This window comes from Gordonia sp. N1V (assembly GCF_029269935.1).
GTDB classification, from domain to species: domain Bacteria; phylum Actinomycetota; class Actinomycetes; order Mycobacteriales; family Mycobacteriaceae; genus Gordonia; species Gordonia polyisoprenivorans.
On record NZ_JARJDD010000015.1, the window covers coordinates 97,298 to 116,247 of the forward strand.

Annotated in this window: 19 protein-coding genes; 11 read left to right on the top strand and 8 right to left on the bottom strand. The window is 68.0% G+C overall.

Annotated features, from left to right (window positions below; all coding sequences use genetic code 11):
- The first annotated feature begins 60 nt into the window (after positions 1–60).
- Entirely contained in the window at positions 61–486 is a 426-nt protein-coding gene (locus P3L18_RS18980) for an acyl-CoA thioesterase (protein WP_202947068.1), read from the top strand.
- Between the two features lie 15 nt (positions 487–501).
- Here the strand turns inward: P3L18_RS18980 and P3L18_RS18985 are convergent, their stop codons facing one another.
- Both P3L18_RS18985 and P3L18_RS18990 read right to left on the bottom strand, forming a co-directional pair.
- Positions 502–942 carry a hypothetical protein gene (locus P3L18_RS18985; RefSeq protein WP_006367684.1) on the bottom strand — a complete coding sequence of 147 codons (441 nt, stop codon included), beginning with the start codon at positions 940–942 and terminating at the stop codon, positions 502–504.
- 113 nt (positions 943–1,055) lie between these two features.
- Positions 1,056–1,544: a MarR family winged helix-turn-helix transcriptional regulator gene (locus P3L18_RS18990; RefSeq protein ID WP_014360646.1), complete on the bottom strand. Its 489-nt coding sequence runs from the start codon at positions 1,542–1,544 to the stop codon at positions 1,056–1,058.
- 22 nt (positions 1,545–1,566) lie between these two features.
- Here P3L18_RS18990 and P3L18_RS18995 point away from each other — a divergent pair, with 22 nt between their 5' ends.
- A complete protein-coding gene (locus tag P3L18_RS18995; protein ID WP_276114913.1) occupies positions 1,567–2,835 on the top strand; it encodes a multidrug effflux MFS transporter in 1,269 nt (422 codons plus the stop codon).
- Between the two features lie 8 nt (positions 2,836–2,843).
- Here P3L18_RS18995 and P3L18_RS19000 read toward each other — a convergent pair whose 3' ends face one another.
- Both P3L18_RS19000 and P3L18_RS19005 read right to left on the bottom strand, forming a co-directional pair.
- A complete protein-coding gene (locus tag P3L18_RS19000; protein ID WP_020170691.1) occupies positions 2,844–3,497 on the bottom strand; it encodes a response regulator transcription factor in 654 nt (217 codons plus the stop codon).
- 34 nt (positions 3,498–3,531) lie between these two features.
- Complete coding sequence (locus P3L18_RS19005; RefSeq protein ID WP_079930374.1) at positions 3,532–4,734, bottom strand: histidine kinase; 1,203 nt, start codon at positions 4,732–4,734, stop codon at positions 3,532–3,534.
- A 124-nt stretch (positions 4,735–4,858) separates the two neighbouring features.
- Between P3L18_RS19005 and P3L18_RS19010 the strand changes: the two genes are divergently transcribed.
- From P3L18_RS19010 to P3L18_RS19025, 4 genes are all read left to right on the top strand, one after another.
- Positions 4,859–5,779 (top strand): ATP-binding cassette domain-containing protein, encoded by a 921-nt coding sequence (locus P3L18_RS19010; RefSeq protein ID WP_020170690.1) that lies wholly within the window; start codon positions 4,859–4,861, stop codon positions 5,777–5,779.
- The gene (locus P3L18_RS19015; RefSeq protein ID WP_014360651.1) at positions 5,779–6,579 is read left to right on the top strand and encodes an ABC transporter permease; all 801 of its coding nucleotides are present in this window, start codon (positions 5,779–5,781) and stop codon (positions 6,577–6,579) included. Before P3L18_RS19010 ends, P3L18_RS19015 begins: the two co-directional genes overlap by 1 nt.
- A 137-nt stretch (positions 6,580–6,716) precedes the next feature.
- On the top strand, positions 6,717–8,201 hold the full coding sequence (locus P3L18_RS19020; RefSeq protein WP_253194013.1) for a trypsin-like peptidase domain-containing protein: 1,485 nt from the start codon (positions 6,717–6,719) through the stop codon (positions 8,199–8,201).
- A gap of 64 nt (positions 8,202–8,265) precedes the next feature.
- The gene (locus P3L18_RS19025; protein WP_276114914.1) at positions 8,266–9,339 is read left to right on the top strand and encodes a hypothetical protein; all 1,074 of its coding nucleotides are present in this window, start codon (positions 8,266–8,268) and stop codon (positions 9,337–9,339) included.
- Here P3L18_RS19025 and P3L18_RS19030 read toward each other — a convergent pair.
- On the bottom strand, positions 9,261–9,893 hold the full coding sequence (locus tag P3L18_RS19030; RefSeq protein WP_020170687.1) for a TetR/AcrR family transcriptional regulator: 633 nt from the start codon (positions 9,891–9,893) through the stop codon (positions 9,261–9,263). The two genes, P3L18_RS19025 and P3L18_RS19030, sit on opposite strands and share 79 nt — an antisense overlap.
- Positions 9,894–10,021: 128 nt before the next feature.
- On the opposite strand from P3L18_RS19030, the gene P3L18_RS19035 reads away from it, so the two are divergent.
- On the top strand, positions 10,022–11,119 hold the full coding sequence (locus P3L18_RS19035; RefSeq protein WP_172398852.1) for an oxygenase MpaB family protein: 1,098 nt from the start codon (positions 10,022–10,024) through the stop codon (positions 11,117–11,119).
- Here P3L18_RS19035 and P3L18_RS19040 read toward each other — a convergent pair.
- The 3 genes from P3L18_RS19040 to P3L18_RS19050 form a co-directional block, all read right to left on the bottom strand.
- On the bottom strand, positions 11,083–12,228 hold the full coding sequence (locus P3L18_RS19040; RefSeq protein ID WP_276114915.1) for an acyl-CoA dehydrogenase family protein: 1,146 nt from the start codon (positions 12,226–12,228) through the stop codon (positions 11,083–11,085). The two genes, P3L18_RS19035 and P3L18_RS19040, sit on opposite strands and share 37 nt — an antisense overlap.
- 20 nt (positions 12,229–12,248) lie before the next feature.
- Positions 12,249–13,490: an acyl-CoA dehydrogenase family protein gene (locus P3L18_RS19045; protein WP_006367696.1), complete on the bottom strand. Its 1,242-nt coding sequence runs from the start codon at positions 13,488–13,490 to the stop codon at positions 12,249–12,251.
- 115 nt (positions 13,491–13,605) lie between these two features.
- Positions 13,606–14,583 (bottom strand): AraC family transcriptional regulator, encoded by a 978-nt coding sequence (locus tag P3L18_RS19050; RefSeq protein ID WP_020170684.1) that lies wholly within the window; start codon positions 14,581–14,583, stop codon positions 13,606–13,608.
- Between the two features lie 214 nt (positions 14,584–14,797).
- Between P3L18_RS19050 and P3L18_RS19055 the strand changes: the two genes are divergently transcribed.
- The 4 genes from P3L18_RS19055 to P3L18_RS19070 are packed head-to-tail and all read left to right on the top strand — an operon-like array spanning position 14,798 to position 18,822.
- Positions 14,798–16,042, top strand: a complete 1,245-nt coding sequence (locus tag P3L18_RS19055; RefSeq protein ID WP_079930379.1) for a cytochrome P450 — start codon at positions 14,798–14,800, stop codon at positions 16,040–16,042.
- 5 nt (positions 16,043–16,047) lie between these two features.
- Positions 16,048–17,112, top strand: coding sequence for a 2Fe-2S iron-sulfur cluster-binding protein (locus P3L18_RS19060; protein ID WP_276114916.1), 1,065 nt, complete (start codon positions 16,048–16,050; stop codon positions 17,110–17,112).
- 28 nt (positions 17,113–17,140) lie between these two features.
- Complete coding sequence (locus tag P3L18_RS19065) at positions 17,141–17,497, top strand: HNH endonuclease (protein ID WP_276114917.1); 357 nt, start codon at positions 17,141–17,143, stop codon at positions 17,495–17,497.
- A complete protein-coding gene (locus P3L18_RS19070) occupies positions 17,494–18,822 on the top strand; it encodes a diacylglycerol kinase family protein (protein WP_276114918.1) in 1,329 nt (442 codons plus the stop codon). The genes P3L18_RS19065 and P3L18_RS19070 overlap by 4 nt, the downstream gene beginning before the upstream one ends.
- Positions 18,823–18,950 lie beyond the last annotated feature (128 nt).

Sequence of the window (18,950 nt, forward strand, 5' to 3'; positions counted from 1 at the left end):
CAGGTGCCGTCGCCGCCCGAAGCGCACATCCATCCGGGAACCGACCGGTCGACGTTGTACATGTCGCTGCTGATGACGCCCGACCTCGCGAACTTCGCCGGAAACGTCCACGGCGGTGCTTTGCTCAAACTGCTCGATCAGGTCGCCTATGCGTGTGCGAGCCGGTATTCGCGCCACTACGCGGTCACCCTGTCGGTGGACCGCGTCATCTTTCGGGAGCCGATCCGGGTCGGTGAACTGCTGATCCTGTCGGCGTCCATCAACTACACCGGTCGGACGTCGATGGAGGTCGGCATCCGGGTCGAGACCGAGTCGATCCAGACCGGCGAGCGCCGGCACACCAACAGCTGCTATTTCACGATGGTCGCGATGGACGACGACGGCCGTCCGTGCGCGGTACCGCAGCTGGTGCCGGAAAACGACGTGCAGCGCCGGCGATTCACCGAGGCGCAGCAACGACGCGAGGCGCTGCGCTCGGCCAAGTGAGTCGCCCGGTGCGGGTCAGCTGTCGGCGGACTCCCCGGCCGCACCGCCGCGATCCTCGTCCTCGCTGCCACTGTTGTCGGCGGCGATCGCCGAACCGCCGAGCGCGCTGACCGCGATGCCGTAGGGCAAGAATCGCACCCGGCGTCGCGGATCGGTGTTGTGCTGATTGGCGCGCAGGGCGTCGATCTCGGTGGCGAATACCTGTTCCACTCGCGCATCGCCCCGATCGTCGACGTCGAACACCGCCCAGACGCCCGCACCGACCTCACCCGCCGTGGGCGGTTCCGGCTTGGTGCGGCGGCCAGAGGTGGCATCGACGAACGTCGAGAACACACTCGACGCCGCCGGCTCGGAGACGAAGCGCCCGAAAACCTGGCGCAAACCGTCGGCGGCCTCCCGGGCGAAGCGATCGAAGTCCTCGGGATCGAATCCGAAGTTCTCGTTGTGACCAGCCATCGTTGGGCCTTCCGTCGTGGCCTGTCATCGGCGTCAGGCGCTGTGGTCTCCAGTGTGGCGAGCGGGTCCCGACTTCGCCACCGCGATCGGTTCGATGACCGCGATGGATTCGATCACCGCGCCCGCGGCAATCCCTCGTCGAGTGCGCAGAGCACCTCGAGGGTGGTCCGCAGCCGGTCGAGCTCGATCGGCTGCGCACCGGCCGACGTCTCCGCCTCCAGGGCCGCGGACATCGTGTGTGCCCAGAACTCGTGGAGTCGGGCGATGCTGTCGAGGGCGAGGTCGGTCGGATACAGCCGCACCGAGCGGGCATCGCCGGGATCGGGTTCCCGGACGATCATCGCCTTGTCCTCGAGGGAGCGCATGGCGACGCTGAAGTTGCTGCGCTGCAACCTTGTTGCGGTGGCACCCTGAGCCGGGGTGCCGCCGGGGTGACGGTGCACCCACCGCATCACCGCGGCCTCGCTGCCGTTGAGAGGCACCACGCCGGACGGACCGTGCGGTCCGCGGGGCTCGACCTCGCGTGCCACTCGCAGCACCACGTCGGCGATCTCGACGAGGAGTGCTGCTCGTGACCTCGGTGTGCGTTCGACAGGCGGCATATGGATATGTTCCCATAACCATATGACGTCGTCGACACCACCCGGGATCGCAGCCGAACACAGCGGCATCACCCAACCCGACCTCACCCACCCCGGTGTCACCCGACCGGTCCTGCTCGTCCTGGCCCTGCTGTCGGCGGTGGCACCGTTCGCCACCGACCTGTATCTGCCGGCCTTCCCGGAGATGACCGGCGATCTGGGCACCGGGGCGACCGCAATCCAGTTGACGCTCACCGCCTTCCTGATCGGTATCACCGCCGGCCAGCTCGCCTTCGGTCCACTCTCGGATCGATTCGGCCGTCGGGGTCCACTGCTGGCCGGGGCACTGCTGTGTGTGGCCTCCGGCGTGCTCGCCGCGCTCGCCCCCACGGTCGGTGTGCTCGTCGCCGCCCGGTTCCTGCAGGGATTCGGTGGTGCTGCGGGCATGGTGATCGGCCGCGCGATCATCTCCGACCTCGCGAGCGGGCGCGCAGCCGCCCGGGCGTTCTCGCTGATGATGATCGTCGGCGGGGTGGCGCCGGTGCTCGCGCCGCTGCTCGGCGGGTTCCTCGTCGATCCGATCGGGTGGCGCGGAATCCTCGGTGTGGTCCTCGCGATCTCGGTCGTCATGCTCGTCTCGATCGCCTGCGTCATCACCGAGACCCTGCCCCGAGATCGCCGGCTCGTACGCCGCCGCGCCGACCACCCGGGATCGACCCGCGAGCTGCGCCGGCTCGGATTCCTGGGCTACAGCGGCACTTTCGCGTTCTCCTTCGCGGTGATGATGGCCTACATCTCGGCGTCGCCGTTCGTCTATCAGGACATGATGGGGCTCTCCAGCGGCGTGTACGGGCTGGCGTTCGGGGTCAACGCGGCGGGCCTGATGGCCGTCAGCGCTCTGGCCGTGCGTCTGGTCGCCACCCGCGCGGTCCGCGGGCTCGTCGCAGTCGGGATCACCGTGATGTCCACCGCCACCATCGGTTTCGCGGTACTGGTGGTGACCGGCGCACCGCCGGCCTGGCTGGCGGCGCCGTTGTTCGTGATGGTCTCGAGCCTGGGCCTGGTCTTCGGCAACGCCACCGCCCTGGCCATGTCGTCCGTCGGCACCAACGCCGGCGCCGCATCGGCGGTACTGGGCGCCCTGCAGTTCGGGCTCGGTGCGCTGGTGTCGCCCTTGGTGAGCATCGCCGGACCGGAGACCGCCGGCCCCCTGGCGATCGTCATGCTGGCCTGCGCGGCGATCGCGGTGTGCGCGTTCCTCGTCGCCGGCGCAGCGGCCGAGCCGCCGCACATGGTCGAACAGGCTGTGTGAGAAGGGGTTCAGACCAAACCGGCGTCGTGGACGGCGATCGCCACCTGCACACGATTGGCGGCGCCGAGTTTGCTGAAGATGTGCGAGATGTGCGCCTTGACGGTGGCCACACTCATGTAGAGCTCGGTTCCGATCTCGGCATTCGACGCTCCCTTGGCCAACGCGATCGCCACCTCGCGTTCCCGCTCGGTCAGTCGCGCGATGCCCTCGCGGGCCACGGCCGACCCCGACCGCTGCCCGGAGTCGACGACCTGTTTGATCAGCGCCGCGGTCACCGATGGACTCAGCGCGGGCTGTCCCTCGAGGACGTTGCCGATGGCCGCCACGATCTCCTGCGGTGGTGTGTCCTTCAACAGGAATCCGTCGGCACCGACCGCCAGTGCCCGCACCACGTAGTCGTCGGCGTCGAAGGTCGTCAGCACGATGACCGCGGGAGCCGGCTCGGCAGCCTTCAGGGCGGTGGTGGCCGCGATCCCGTCCATCACCGGCATCCGCAGATCCATCAACACCAGATCGACCGGGTCGCTGCGGTGCGCGTCGAGCGCCGCGCTGCCGTTGGCCGCCTCCGCGGCTATCGACAAGCCCGGTTCGCCGCCGAGCAGCAACTTCAGTCCCGACCGCACCAACGGGTCGTCGTCGACGATCATCACCCGTGCGACCACCGGCCACCTCCTCGTGTCTCCGTCACCCTGATCATCATGTTCTCGGGTCGTCTCTGGTCGGGTCGTCTCTGGTCGTCACGGCCGGCGGCAGCCAGACGTGCAGGATGAACATCCCGTCGTCGGTGCGGGTCGTCGAGTACCGTCCACCGCTCAACTCCACACGTTCGCCCAGCCCGATCAGCCCCAGACCCGACGGCGGCAGCGTCGGTGACCGGTCGCCGATCGGCAGCGGATTGGCCACCAGCAGGTCGATCCCGCCCGAGCGTCCGGGTTCGACGCGCACGGTCACCGCCGACGCCGGTGCGTGCTTGCGTGCGTTGGTCAAACCCTCCTGCAGACAGCGATACAGGGTCCGTGCGGTGGTGGTCGCGACCGTCTGCAGGTCGTCGGTGCGCACATAGCTGACGCGCATACCCGCCGCACGGCTCTGCTCGACGAGGTCGTCCACGTCGTCGCGGCCGGCCTGCGGCTGTTCCGGGTCGGCATCACCGGGGCCCTCGCGCAGCACCCCGAGTACCTCGCGTAATTCGGTGAGGGCCAGTCGCGAGTTCTCCTCGATCGTCGACGCGGTGTCGTGCACCTGCTCCGGCGTCAGATCGGCACGGTAGGCCAACGCCCCGGCATACATGCTCACCGTCGAGATACGGTGCGCCAGAACGTCATGCATCTCCCGCGCGATCCGCGCCCGCTCGACCGATCGGGCCTGGGCGACCTTCGCCTGCTGCTCCTGCTCGGCCAGCATGGCCCGCGAGCGCCAACTCGCGAGCAGTTCGCGCCGCGACCCGATGTACATACCCCACGCCACCAGTACCGCGGTGATCGCGACGATGAACGAGTATCGCACCAACGGTGACTCACTCGGATCGGGTCGATAGACGAACTCGTCTGCGACCGCGCTACACGCGATTCCCAGCACGATCTGCGGCGCGATCTCACGCCACCGCCGTCGAGTGGACAACGAGACCAGCGCCAACGCCCCGGCTCCCGAGGAACTGACCGACACCATTGCGGCCAGGTTGGTCAACGTACACACCAGAACCGGATGGGTTCGGCGCCACCAGGTCGCGACGAAGCACATCACACCGAGGGCCAGATCGAGGGTCAGCCACCAGATCACATGAGCGCCCACATGATCGGTGCGCCCGATCATCGCCACCGCGGAGATCGCCAGCATCAGCAGCAGACGCCACGTATGGCTCCACCAATTCAGCGGCGGCTGATAATCCTCGGGACGCACCCCCTCACCGTAGTGGGGGTGATCCCCCAGCCGCCTGCACCCGACGGCCAGGCAGTATCAGACTTTCGTCGTAGATCGGGTCCATCCTCGCGCCCGATGTGCACACCCGCCCGGTGCGGCAACGATGATCTCCATGATCACAGTGGAGAACCTCAGCAAACGCTACGGCGAGTACGTCGCCGTCGACAACGTGTCCTTCGCGTGCCGCCCGGGGCAGGTGACCGGCTTCCTCGGACCGAACGGAGCGGGCAAGTCCACCACCATGCGGGTGATGACCGGACTGACCCCGGCGACGTCGGGCTCGGTGACGATCGACGGGCAGGCCTATCGCGACATCCCCAATCCCGCCACCGAGGTCGGCGTACTCCTCGACGCGTCCGCACAGCACGCCGGACGCACCGGCGAGGAGATCCTGCGCCTGACCGCGATGACCATCGGGGTGCCCCGCACCCGGGTCGATGAGATGCTCGAACTGGTCAGCCTGACACCGCAGGAAGCCGGCCGGCGGGTCCGCAACTATTCCCTCGGTATGCGGCAGCGACTCGGAATCGCCAACGCGCTCATGGGCGATCCGCGGGTGTTGATCCTCGACGAACCCGCCAACGGCCTCGACCCGGCGGGCATCCACTGGATGCGCAGCCTGCTGCGCGGCTACGCCGATCGTGGCGGCACCGTGTTGCTGTCCTCGCATCTGCTGCACGAGATCGAGATCGTCGCCGACGACCTCGTCGTCATCGGCAACGGACGCATCGTCGCGCAGGGCACCAAGGCCGAGTTGCTCGCAGGCACCGGAACCACGGTGCGCTCGCTCGACGACCGGGCCCTCGCCGACGCGCTCGACGCCTCGGGCATCAGCGCGCAGCCGCAGTCCGGCGGCGGACTGTCCACCGACGCCGCCCCCGAGGAGGTGGGGCGGGTCGCCGCGGCGAACGCCATCGTGCTCACGGAGTTGCGTGCCGGCGACGGCGCCAAACTCGAGGAGATGTTCCTCGAACTGACCGCCTCCACCCAACGCGAACAACCGATGACCGCAGGAGCATTCTGATGACCACCCTCACCGTTGCCCCGGCCGCGTCCGCGCCGACGCGCACCGCCGGCATTCCGATGACCCGCCTGGTCCGGGTCGAACTCCGCAAACTCGTCGACACCCGCGCCGGATTCTGGTTGGCCGCATCCATCGGCGTGCTGTCGGTGGTCGTCGTGGTGGCGATGCTGATCGCCAACCGCAACAGTCTGACCAACCTCACCTTCGGCCAGTTCTTCGGCATGATGAACATCCCGCTGGGCATCATCCTGCCGGTGATGGCAATCCTGTTGGTCACCGGTGAATGGAGTCAGCGCTCGGCGTTGACGACGTTCACGATGGAACCGCGTCGCGAACGGATCATCGTCGCGAAACTACTGACCGCACTGATCGCCTCGGTGATCGCCGTCGGCCTCGCCCTCGCGCTCGGGGCGGTGGGCAACGTGATCGCCGGTCTCGCCTTCGCCGATCCGGCCGGAGCATGGTCGTTCACCGCTGCGGGACTGGTGAACTCCTTTGTGCTGCAACTGTTCGGGCTGCTCCTCGGATTCGGCTTCGCCGCGCTCATCCTGAACACTCCCGGCGCGATCGTCGCCTACTTCGTGCTGCCGACCGCGCTGACCCTCGTCAGCCAGCTGGTGCCGTGGTTCCACGACCATCTCGGAGCCTGGGTCGACACCGGAATGACCAACGCGCCCTTCCAATCCGAGCAGTGGGCGAGCGGTGGCGAATGGGCCAAGCTCGTCGTCTCCGGAATCGTGTGGATCGGTATCCCGCTGTTCTTCGGCGTGCTGCGCATCCTGCGCGGTGAGGTGAAGTAGCCGCAGCGGCCGCCACATCGGTACATCGGGACGTCGAGGCGCCCACCGACAACGGTGGGCGCCTCGACAGTGAATTGACAGCCAATTCCACACAATCCTCTCGGATTGCTCTCAGTGACCTTGGGCAACGTGGTCTGGTGACCACAGATCGCCATCCCGACAACCACGTTCCGGGCGAGAGCACTCCCGACGGAACGGAAATCTCGGGCACCCAGCAGGATTCGCATCAGTATCCGACCTCTCCCGGGACGCCGACCGCGCCGGTGAGTCCGCCGCCCCCGACCACCGGGGGAACGCACCCGTACGGGCAGCCCGCCGGAGGGTGGGGCCCGACCCCCGGCTACACCCCACCTCCGTCCGGCCCGTACGCGACCGGAGGATACGAGCCTTCTGGGCACCACCCGGGTGGCCACTACCCCGCCGGCCCCTCCACCATCACGCCGATACCCGCCGGAGCCACCGCACGTCGGTCGTCGATGAAACCGATCATCGCGACGGCGGTCATCGCGGGATTGCTCGGCGGCGCAGTCGCTCTCGGCGGAAGCGCGCTCGTCGATCACAGCACCTCGGCGGCACCCCAACTCGCCACCCCGGCCGCGACCACAGCCGCCCCCGCCCAGCCGGGTTCCATCACTTATGCCGCGCAGGCGGCGTCGAAGTTCACCGCCGACATCGAGGTCGCCGGCAGCCAGGGCACCGCGGTTGGCAGTGGCATCGTGCTCTCCCCCGACGGCTACATCCTGACCAACAACCACGTGATCGCCGGAGCTGGTGGCACCTCGGCGATCCAGGTCACCACCGCCGACCAGAAGACCTACCAGGCCTCGGTCGTGGGTACCTCACCGTCCTACGACCTGGCGGTGATCAAACTGCAGAACGCGTCCGGGTTGACCCCGGCAACACTCGGCAATTCGGACGGCCTGCAGGTCGGGCAGCAGGTCGTCGCGGTCGGCAGCCCGGAGAATCTGTCCAACACGGTGACCTCCGGCATCATCAGCAATCTCTCGCGCACCGTGACCGCAGGCGATGAGCAGGGTTCGCAGGTCGCGGTCTACAACGGACTCCAGACCGATACGCCGATCAATCCCGGCAACTCCGGTGGGCCGCTGGTCAATCTGTCCGGCCAGGTGATCGGGGTGAACTCGGCGGTCGACACCGGCCAGGCATCCCAGGGCGGCGTCCAGGCCTTCGGTCTGGGTTTCGCCATCCCCATCAACACGGCTCGGCGCGTCGCCAACGAGTTGCTTGCCGACGGCCACGCGACCAAGCCCGTGCTGGGGGTGACCGGTTCGCTGGCCGAAACCAACGCCGCCGACGTCGAGGGCGCCCAGGTGACCACGGTGAGCGGGGACGGTGCGGCCGCGGCCGCCGGCATCAAATCCGGTGACGTCATCACCAAGGTGGGCGATCAACGTGTGACCAGCTACGCCGACCTGATGGCCCAGATCCTCACCCACGAACCCGGCTCGACGGTACCCATCACCGTGTCCAGCGGCGGCCAGGAACACACGGTCACCGTGAAACTCGGCAGTGCCGTGGACAATGCGCAGACCACGGTGCCCAGCAACGGCAACGGAAACGGTGGCACCGGCGGCGGCACGGGAGGCCTGCCCTTCCCCTGATCCCCACATCCGATTCGACGGCCTGCCGTGCACCCCGGTGGGTCCGGGTGATCAGATGGTCGGCATGAACTCCAGCGCCACCGGGGACTCGCTGTCCACCGAGATCGCCGCTCTGGCCACCGACGCGGCGCGGTTGGCCGAGCAGTTGGCCGCCGTCTCGGAACCCGATGACGCACTGCGGTTCCAACTCGCCGACGACGCGATACGGCGCGCACGTCTGGATCTCACCTACGCCGACGCCGCGCTCTCCGACTCCTCACCCGCCCGCTCCAGTGATCGCCGGGAGACCGTCCGACTCGTCGTCACCGCCACCCGAGCGCTGTTGCGGCGCACCGCGAACGAGGTGGCGCGAGCGCTGCGCGCCCGACCGCACGCGGTGCTGATCCGCGTGGTCATCACCCTCGCGATCAGCCTGTCGTTGGTGGTCGTCTATCGATCGGTGGGATGGGCGACCTACGAGAAGGCCGGGTCGCTGACCCTGTATGTCTTCGGTGGCGTCGTCGGGAGTGTGGTGTGCACCAACGCCTTGTGCTTCGACGCCGCACGGGTGTGGACCGACATCCGGGCCGGCGAACGTCTGTGGCGAATCCTGGTCGCCAAGAACCTGATGATCCTGATAGGGGTCGCGATAGCGGCCGTACCCATCCTCGCCTACCTCGCCGTCACCACCGATCTCGACCTCGCGGCGATGATCGACCAGTTCGTCGTCATGGTGCTCGTCTGGCTCGGTGTGGGCAACGTGCTCTCCGTGGTCGCGCCGCTGCGACACGAATCGCTCTCGGCGCGGCTTCGCGACGGAACGTGGCGTCCGTATCTGGTGTCGTTCGGCATCTCCTACGTCGTCGGGCTCACGGTGAATCTGATGATCTATTGGCGCCTGTGGGCACGCCAGCTGGCGTCGGAATCGCTGACCGCCCCGTCCTGGACACTGCAGTTGTTGCTGCTGGCCAGCGGTGCGCTGCTGTGGATTTCGTTGACCGTGATCGCGGTGTCGGTGGCCGGCCTCGCACCGGTGCGTGTGATGCTGCTGCGCGAGGTGCTCGCGACCCCCACCACCGATCAGGTACGGGCGGGTGCCGATCGCAGGACGAAGGCGGTCGCCGCGTCGACGACGACGTCGAGATCCGACCCCAGATGACCGCCCAGCCACTGCCGTGCCAGCTCGGCCATCGCACCGGCGAACATCACCGCCCCGACCTGATCGGCCCTCGGACGTGACGTCCGATCCCCTTGGCGCCGAACGGTTTCGGCCAGGACGGACGACATGAGGAGTTCCTCGGTCGCCACGCGACGGGCGGCGAGCACCGGGTTGGCGCGGGCATGGGTGAACAGGATCGCGCCGCGCCGTGGATCGTCGCCGGCATGACCGAGCACGGCGCGGATACCCGCCGCGGTGCGCGATCGCACCGATCGGCCGGCGCACTCGATCGCCGCGGCGACCACACCCGCGAGGTCGGCGGCAACCTCGTCGTAGAGCTCGCCGAGTAACTCGTCGACGTCGGCGAAACTCTCGTAGAAGTAGCGGGAGTTGAGGCCGCTCGCGCGGCACAGCGCCCGCACCGACAGCGCCGACGGGTCGTGACCGAGCAGGTCGGTACCCAGCAGGTCGTAGGCCGCGGCGATCAGCAGCGCCCGTCGTTCGGTACGCCGATCGCTCAACGAGACCCCGGCCCATCGGGTCGTGTTCGACATCGTCTCACCGTACGGCGCGTGGCGAGATCACGAAAGGTCTGGTCACAGGTGTGACCAGACCGTAGTCTGGGCACATGCGTGGCCAGAAATTGTCCGGTCGCGCACCACCACGAGCGCAGGGAGAGACGATGAAGACTCCGTCCGCGATCAGGCTGCCCCGCAGCGGCCTGGGATCACTGCCGCTGCCGACCCTGCCGTTGCCGACCCTGCCGCACCAGTGGGTCGGCGACTGGCTCACCGGCTTCTTCGACGCGAACATCCGCGCAAAGTTCTTCCGGGGCATGGAGTTCGAGGAGCCGGCCGGCGATCCGGGATGGTTCGGTCCGGACAGCGCCACCTGGTATGTCCACTCGCACACGCCTGCCCTCGTCTTCGGGTTGCAGTGCGCGTCTTATCTGGAGCGCCTCGACCCGAGCATCTACTGGATGGGGATGCACCACTCCCGGCTGGTGGAACGCTCCGACGACCCGGCCGCACTGCCCCGGATCGATCCCGAGGGTGCATCCGTTCGCTTGGGACACTCGGTCGCCTTCTTCATCGGTACCGCCTACGGCAGCACCGAGACCGCCGAACGACTGGCGCGCACGGTCCGCGCCATGCATCACACGATCAAGGGCACTCGTCCCGACGGCGCCACCTACGACGCCGACGATCCTGAGTGGTTGCGCTGGAATTACGCCACCGTGGTGTGGGGATTGGCGACGGCACACGAGATCTACCATCCGCGGCCGCTGCGCGGTGCCGACCTCGATCGCTATTACGGCGAGTTCATCCGGGTCGGTCATGCGCTCGGGGGCACCGACCTCCCGACCACCAAGGCCGAGACCCTCGAGTGCCTGCGGTCGTATCTGCCGCGCCTGGCGGTGACCTACGGGGCGGCGATGGCGACCGGCACCAACGTGCCCAATCCCGCTGCGGCTGCGGTCGACTGGGCGATTCGCGACACCCTGCCCCGGTGGGCGGCGCAACTGGTCATGTATTCCCCACCCCATCCCGTCGAGCGCCGCGCCCGGCGCAGCGCGGTGTGGTCACTGCTCAATGCCGCCCACGCCGGCATCGGCGAGCTTCCGGAGTTCACCGCGGCCCGCCGCCGGGTGGCCGGCGGGACGAGCGCCGCCCACACCGAGCCGACACATGTGCCCGGCACCGACCCGGCGCTGGGTCGGGCCGAGATCGAGGCCGAGTTCGCTCAGGCCCGGGCGAGTTTCTCGACCCTCGCCAGATGAGCGTCGGCCGAACCGAATTCGTACTCGATGACGGTCAGTCGCCGGAAGTAGTGTCCGATCGCGAGTTCCTCGGTCATGCCCATCCCGCCGTGCAGCTGCACCGAGTTCTGGCCGATGAATCGTGCGGCCCGGCTGATCGTGGCCTTGGCCGCCGACACCGCCGCAGCCCGCTCGGCGGGTTCGGCGTCGAGCGACAGGATCGCCAGATACTGTGCGGCAACCGCCTGTTCGAGTTCGATGTACATGTCGACCATGCGGTGCGCCAATGCCTGGAAGCCGGCGAGCGGACGCCCGAACTGCTGACGCTGGGTGGTGTAGGCAACGGTGTCGGCGAGCACCTTGCGCATCAGCCCGACCGCTTCGGAGACCACCGCGGCGGTGGCGGTGTCCCATGCGCGTTCGAGTAGCGCGAGCGCGTCGGCACCGCGGGCGATCAATGCGTCGCCGCCCACCTGCACGCCGTCGAGGGTGAGGTCCGCGGCACGGCGGTCGTCGACGGTGCGGAACTCGTGCTGGGTCAGCCCGGCCGGCGTCGCGTCGCCGAGCGGGATCAGGAACAGGCCGATGCCGTCGCGGTCGTCGTCGCTGCCGGCGATCCGCGCGGTGAGGATCAGCTGGTCGGCGATCGGGGCGGTGGTGACAACGGCCTTGGCGCCGTGGAGAACCCAGCCGCCGTCGGACTCCTCGGCGCGGGTGGTCACGTGGTGCAGCCGTCCGCCCGAGGTGTCCTCGAGTGCGGCGGTGGCCACGAGGGTCTCGCCCGCGGTCACCGCCCGCGCGACCTCGAGTGCGCCGTCGTGTCCGGTACGCGCGAGCAGGCCGGCGCCGAGGACCACCGTATCGACGAACGGTTCGACGACGAGGGCGCGGCCGAGCGCCTCGGTGACGACCATCAGCTCCTCGGGGCCTCCGTCGTCACCGCCGACCGTCGAGGGCAGGCACGCACCGATGACGCCGAGTTCGTCGGCAAAGGCGCGCCAGATCTGTGGTTGCCATCCGTCACCGACCTTGGCGACCTTGCGGCTCTCGGTGAGGTCGTAGCGGGAATCGAGAAAGCGGGTGAGCCCGTCGGAGAGCAGTTGCTGTTCGGCGGTGAGATCGAAATCCATTGTGGGCGAAACCTTTCCGGTCAGTACTGGGGCAGGCCCAGAGCGGCCTTGGCGAGGATATTGCGCTGGATCTCGTTGCTGCCCGCGTAGATCGAGCCGGCGCGGTCGTTGAGGTAGAGCAGCGGCGCCACCGCCTGCCACGCCTGCCCGCTGACGTATCCGTCGGCCGGCGGCACGAAGTCGGCGATCGGCCCGCCCGGTGCGGCGGCGTGCGGCTGATATGCCCGTCCGCGGGGGCCCGCCGCCTCCACGCCGAGGGTGGTGATCTGCTGGCTCAGCTCGGTCGAGAGGATCTTGAGCATCGACGAGATCGCGCCCGGGTTGCGTCCGGCACTCATCTCCGCGAGCGCGCGATATTCGAGCACCTCGAGAACCTTTGCGCGCGTGCGCAGATCGGCGAGCTTGGCGGCGAACGCCGGCTCATCGGCCAGCGGCACCCCCGACGGCCCGGTGACCGTCGACGCGTGATCGGTGAGGTTTTCCACCATCACCTGTAGTGCCGGCGCGGCCGCGCCACCACCGCGCTCGAACACCAGCAGATACTTCGCGACCGTCCAGCCGTCGTCGATCGCGCCGAGGACGTTCTTCTTGGGCACCCGCACCTCGTCGAAGAACACCTGCGCCTGGACCTGCTCGCCCGAGGCCATCACCAGCGGCTGCACCTCGATGCCCGGGGAGGTCATGTCGATCAGCAGGAAGGTGATGCCCTCCTGTTTCTTGCCGGTGCGTGAGGTACGGACCAGGCAGAACATCCAATTGGCCTCGGCGGCATGGGTTGTCCAGATCTTGCTGCCGGTGCACACCAGATCGTCTCCGTCGGAGACCGCCGACATCGACAGCGACGCGAGGTCGCTGCCGGATTCCGGTTCGGAGTAGCCCTGACAGAAGAAGACGTCGCCGGTGAGGATGCCGGGCAGGTAGAACGCCTTCTGCTCGGGGGTGCCGAAGGCGATGATCGCGTGGGCGACCATGCGGATTCCCATGGGGGACAGCGCGGGCGCACCGGCCAGCACCGATTCGCGGCTGAAGATGTAGTGCTGGGTCAGCGACCAGTCGCAGCCGCCGTGCTCGACCGGCCACGCCGGCGCGGCCCATCCACGCTTGTGCAGGATCGCCTGCCACTCCATCGACGCCTCGTGATCGGTGTACACGCTGGTGCGCAGTCGACCGGCGGCGCGCAGCTCCGGGGTCAGTTCGGCGTCGAGGAACTCACGCACCTCGTCGCGAAAGGCGATGTCGTCATCCGACCAGGTCATGTCCATCGGTGTGCACCTCTGTCTGTATCAAATATATGATCTGCTTCAATGTACGACACAGGTCACTGTATCCACACATCGGGGGCTCGCCGATCGTTCCGCAATTGCCGTCGGCGCGCGGTCACCTGCGCAGCACTTCCGACGGCCGATCCCCGTACCGCCGACGATAGGCCGCGGCGAAGCGGCTCGCGCTGCTGAAGCCCCACCGCGCCGCGATGTCGGAGATCGTGCCCGCTCCGCTCTCGATGTCGTTGTGCGCGTGCGCCAATCGGATGTCACGCAAGGCCGCGGTCGGCGTCGCGCCGACGTATTCGGCGAAGGCCTCCTGCAGACGACGCACGCTGGTCTGCGCGAGCGCTGCCATCTCGGCGAGTGTCCACGGTCGCGCCGGGTCGGCGTGCAGGGCGTCGAGGACCCGTTTGACGGTGCGCGGTCGCAGTGGATGTGCCGCGTCGACGGGATCGGGCGCCACCGTGAGCAGGAACGCCGCGGTCACCGCGCCCGCCAGTTGCGGCCCGACCAGTGGATTGGCGAGCAGGTCGACGGGTTCGCGATGTTGGGCGGACAACGCCGCGACGAGGTCGAGCCACGATCGCCCGGCGTCGGTCGCGACGTCGATCTGGTCGGGCAGGACGAGGCGTCGGCGTACGGCACCGACGTGGATGCGGTCGGCTTCGCGTTCGAGGTGATCGGCATCGAACTTGACGCCGATCACGTCGCAGTCAGCGGTCCACCGGGTGATCTGCGACTCGCGGTCGGCGACGAAGACCGTCGCTCGTCCGGGGGTCGAGACCACCTCACGCGTTTCGTGTCGGGAGTGCAGTCGTCCCGACATCGGGATGTTGACCTCGTAGGCCCCCGGATAGGCGCAGGTGATCGCGACGTCGGTACCCCAGGTCAGTCGACCGATCGTCACGCCGCCGAGTTCGACGGTCCGCAGTGACAGCGCGACGTCTCCGGTGCCGTCGAGGTCGGTGAGTTCGTGCGGGAAGTACGCATCGGCGACGGCACGGTGCGCGGCGTCCCAGTCCCGGGTCTCCCCATCCGGTGCCCCGTGCCCGGTTGACGAGTGCCCGGTGGACGTGTGTTCGGTGAACATTCGGGTGGCGGTTCTTTCGTCGGCCCGGCCGGCGGGCTGCGCCGGCCTGGATCTTGTCTACCTCACATCGGCCACCTGATGCGATATCGATCACAACCTCATCGCGCATTCGGTGTCTCCCCCGCGCAATCGGTGTCGAGGCCGGTCCCGATCGGCCCTACCGTCTCCGGCCAGAGCAGTTCCGATCGCCTGCCACCGACCAGAGGAGTACGCCATGACGATCACCGAAACACCCACCCCGTCCGACCCCACTCCGTCACCGAGCTGGATCGACGAGATCACCATCACCGAGCTCGAGCGCAACCCGTACCCGGTGTACGAGCGGCTACGTGCCGAGCGCCCGTTGGCCTACATCCCCGTCCTCGGCTCGTACGTCGCCACCACGACCGACATCTGCCGGGAGATCGCCACCAGCGAGCACTTCGAGGCGATCATCACCAAGGCCGGCGGGCGGACCTTCGGGCACCCCGCGGTCATCGGCGTCAACGGGGAAATCCACGACGACCTGCGGTCGATGGTCGATCCGGCATTGCAGCCGCAAGAGGTCGATCGGTGGATCGATGATCTGGTCCGGCCGATCGCACGCCGGTTCCTCGAGACGTTCGAGGACGACGGCCACGCCGAACTCGTCGCCCAGTACTGCGAACCGGTCAGTGTGCGGGCGCTCGGCGACCTCCTCGGACTGCGCGAGGTCGGCTCGGACACACTGCGCGAGTGGTTCCACAAGCTGTCCCGGTCGTTCACCAATGCCGGCGTCGACGAGAACGGCGAGTTCACCAACCCCGAAGGCTTCGACGAGGGTGATGAGGCCAAGGCCGAGATCCGCGCGATCGTCGACCCGATGATCGACCGCTGGATCACCCACCCCGACGACAGCGCCATCTCCCACTGGTTGCACGACGGCATGCCCGACGGGCAGACCCGCGACCGCGACTACATCTACCCGACCCTGTTCGTCTACCTGCTCGGCGCCATGCAGGAGCCCGGTCACGCGATGGCTTCCACGCTGGTCGGATTGTTCACCCGACCGGATCAGATGGAGCAGGTCGTCGACGAACCCGGACTGATCCCCCGGGCCATCTCCGAGGGGATGCGCTGGACTTCGCCGATCTGGTCGGCCACCGCGCGCATCAGCACCGCCGACGTCGAGGTCGCCGGGGTGGCGCTGCCCGCGGGCACCGTCGTGCTCATGTCCTACGGCTCGGCCAACCACGACACCGCTGTGTACACCGCACCCTCGGAGTACGACATCACCCGTCCACCGTTGCCGCACTTGGCTTTCGGGGCCGGTAATCATGCGTGTGCGGGGATCTATTTCGCCAATCAGGTGTGCCGGATCGGTCTGGAGGAACTCTTCGAATCGATTCCGAACCTGGAGCGCGACACCGATTCCGACGTCGAGTTCTGGGGCTGGGGGTTCCGCGGACCAACCTCGCTGCACGTCACGTGGGAGGCGTGAGGGCGATGGCTGTTTCCGATACGACCGGCTCGCAAGCCCATCGCGTCGACGTCGTGGGTGCCGCGTCGGCGAGCGTGACCTGCGCTGAAGATCAGCCACTGCTCGACGCCTTCCTGCGTAACGGCGTCTATCTGCCCAATTCGTGCAATCAGGGGACGTGCGGAACATGCAAGGTGCGCTTGTGTTCGGGCACCGTCGATGCTCCCGAGGTCCCGGAGACGGTGCTCGGCGCCGACGATCAGGCGCGTGGATTCGTCCTGGCGTGTCAGTCGCGTCCGCGCTCGGACACCACGATCGAGGTGGAAGCGCCCGAACAGACCGGCCCTCGGCACCGACTGCGCGATGTGGCCGGGACCGTGCACGGCATCGAGACCGTGGCCCACGACACGGTCACCGTGCTCGTGGATATCGATGAGCCACTGGACTTCTCGGCCGGCCAGTACATGGAGATCGCGGTTCCGGGCACCGGAGAGTGGCGTCAGTACTCGATGGCCAATCCACCGGCGTCGGCGAGCAGGCTGGAGTTCCAGATCCGCCGGGTCCCCGGTGGTGTGGCGACCGACGGGTGGATCTTCGGCGGTCTCGATGTCGGCCACGAACTCGAGATGCGCGGTCCGTGGGGTGACTTCGCGTACGAGCCCGGTGCCGACGAGCCCGAGACGCCGATGCTGTTGCTCGCGGGCGGCACCGGTCTGGCACCTCTGACATCGATTGCGGCGCAGGCTCTCACCGACGATCCCGACCGCGAGATCCATCTGTACCACGGGGTCCGCCACGAGGCCGACCTCTACCATCAGCAGTTCTGGCAAGAGCTGGCCGAGCGCCACCGCGGGCTCACCTATGTCCCGTGTCTGAGCCGATCCGAGTGGGTCGGGCGTACCGGCTACGTGGGTGACGCGGTGCTCGACGACTTCGCATCGCTGCGCGGGTACGTCGCCTACCTGTGTGGACCGCCGGCGATGGTGGACGCCGGGGTGAAGGCATGCAAACGCCGGCGCATGCCCGCGCGCAACATCCGGCGCGAGAAGTACACCCCGAGTGGTCTCGTGCCGGCCGGCCTCAGCGCATGAGATCCAGTGATGGCCTACCCTGATCGTCGTGCCCGCCAACCGCACCCGTGCCCGCCGCTACGCGAAACGTCGTCGGCGCAGAATGGACGCGGTCACCCATGACCTCACCCCCGAGCAGTGGGAGCAGTTGGTCTCACTGTGGGGTGGATGCGCCTACTGCGAGGCTGATGGCGTTGCGCTACAGAAGGATTGCGTTCTCGCCATTTCCCGGGGCGGCCGGTACACCGCTTGTAACGTGGTGCCGAGTTGCCGGTCGTGCAACGCGGGTAAGTGCAATACCGAGGTCACCTCGTGGATGCGCCGCAAACGTCTCGACGAGAAGCGTTTTCTGCTGCGCTACGCCGAGATCTGCGCTCTGATCACCTCCGACCCCGACTCCCCGTGAGCCGTCAGCGACGGATCAGTGCCGTCGTCGCGTTGCTGGCCGCGGCCGGACTCCTGGTGGCGATCCTGGTGTTCCTGGTCAACAGCGGTCTGCATTTCGTGCTCGGCGTGGCGGGTCTGGCCGTCGCAGCCCTCGGCGCATGGTGGGCGATCACCGAACGCGGGGTCCGACGCGGCGTCGGTATCGGTGTCGGGGTGCTCGGGGTCGCAGCGCTCATCAGTGCGTTGGTGCTGGCCGTCGTTGATTTCGGCGCTTTTGTCGTGCACCTGTTCGTCGCCGTCGCGCTCGGGGTGATCGCCGTCGTCTCGGCCCGTTACGCCCTGACGCCGCATCTGCACGAGCTGGATCTGATGCACGCGCCGTGGCGGCCCCGGCATCCGGTTCTGATCTGCAACCCGAAATCCGGTGGCGGCAAGGTCGATCGGTTCGAACTCGTCGAGGCAGCACACCGGATCGGTGTCGAGACCGTCGTCCTGGGACCCGACGACGACCTCGAACAACTCGCACGCGACGCGGTGGCACGCGGCGCGGACTGTCTGGGGATGGCCGGCGGTGACGGTTCGCAGGCGCTCGTCGCCGCCATCGCGATCGAGCACGACCTGCCGTTCGTCTGCGTCAGCGCGGGCACCCGCAACCATTTCGCCCTGGATCTCGGGCTCGATCGGTCCGACCCGCGGCGCAACGTGCGAGCCTTCACCAACGGCGTGATCCGTCGCGTCGATTACGCCACCGTCAACGGACGTCTGTTCGTCAACAACGTCTCGCTCGGCGTGTACGCAACGATCGTGCAGCAGGATTCCTACCGCGACGACAAGGCTCAAACCACCGCGGCGCTGCTGCCCGAACTCCTCGGCAACAGCGCAGAACCCTTCGACCTGCAATTCACTTCGGCCGACGGTACTGCGGTGGACGGCGCGTTCCTGATCCTGGTGTCCAACAACCCGTACTCCGGCGCGCTTCTCGACGCCGGTGAACGACGACGGATGGATACCGGCCTCCTCGGCGTCGTCGCCGTGTCGCCGCGGACCGGCGCCGAAGCGGCCACACTGGTCGCCCTGTCGGCCGTCGGGTTGCGTAAGACCAGTCCGCACTGGCACGAGTTCACCACCCCGACCTTCGAGGTCTCCTCGGGTGGCGGTACCGCCTATGCGGGCGTCGACGGAGAAGCCCTCGAACTCACCACGCCGCTGCGGTTCCGCAGCCACCACAAGGGTTTACGTCTACTCGTGCCCTCCGACAATCCGCTCGCCGAATCCCGCCGCCGCGCCCGCGACGTCAGTGTCCGGGCGCTCGTGCAGATCGCGGCGGGACGGCCGCCCGGCTGATCACCTGTCGAGGACCTCGCCCCCGATGACGCCCTTCTTACCCCCGATGGTCGAGGTGTCCTTTGTCTGGTGGTCGAGGTGCGACGAGCGCCAGCGAGGAGCCTCACGTCCCGTTGAGTCACAGCTGG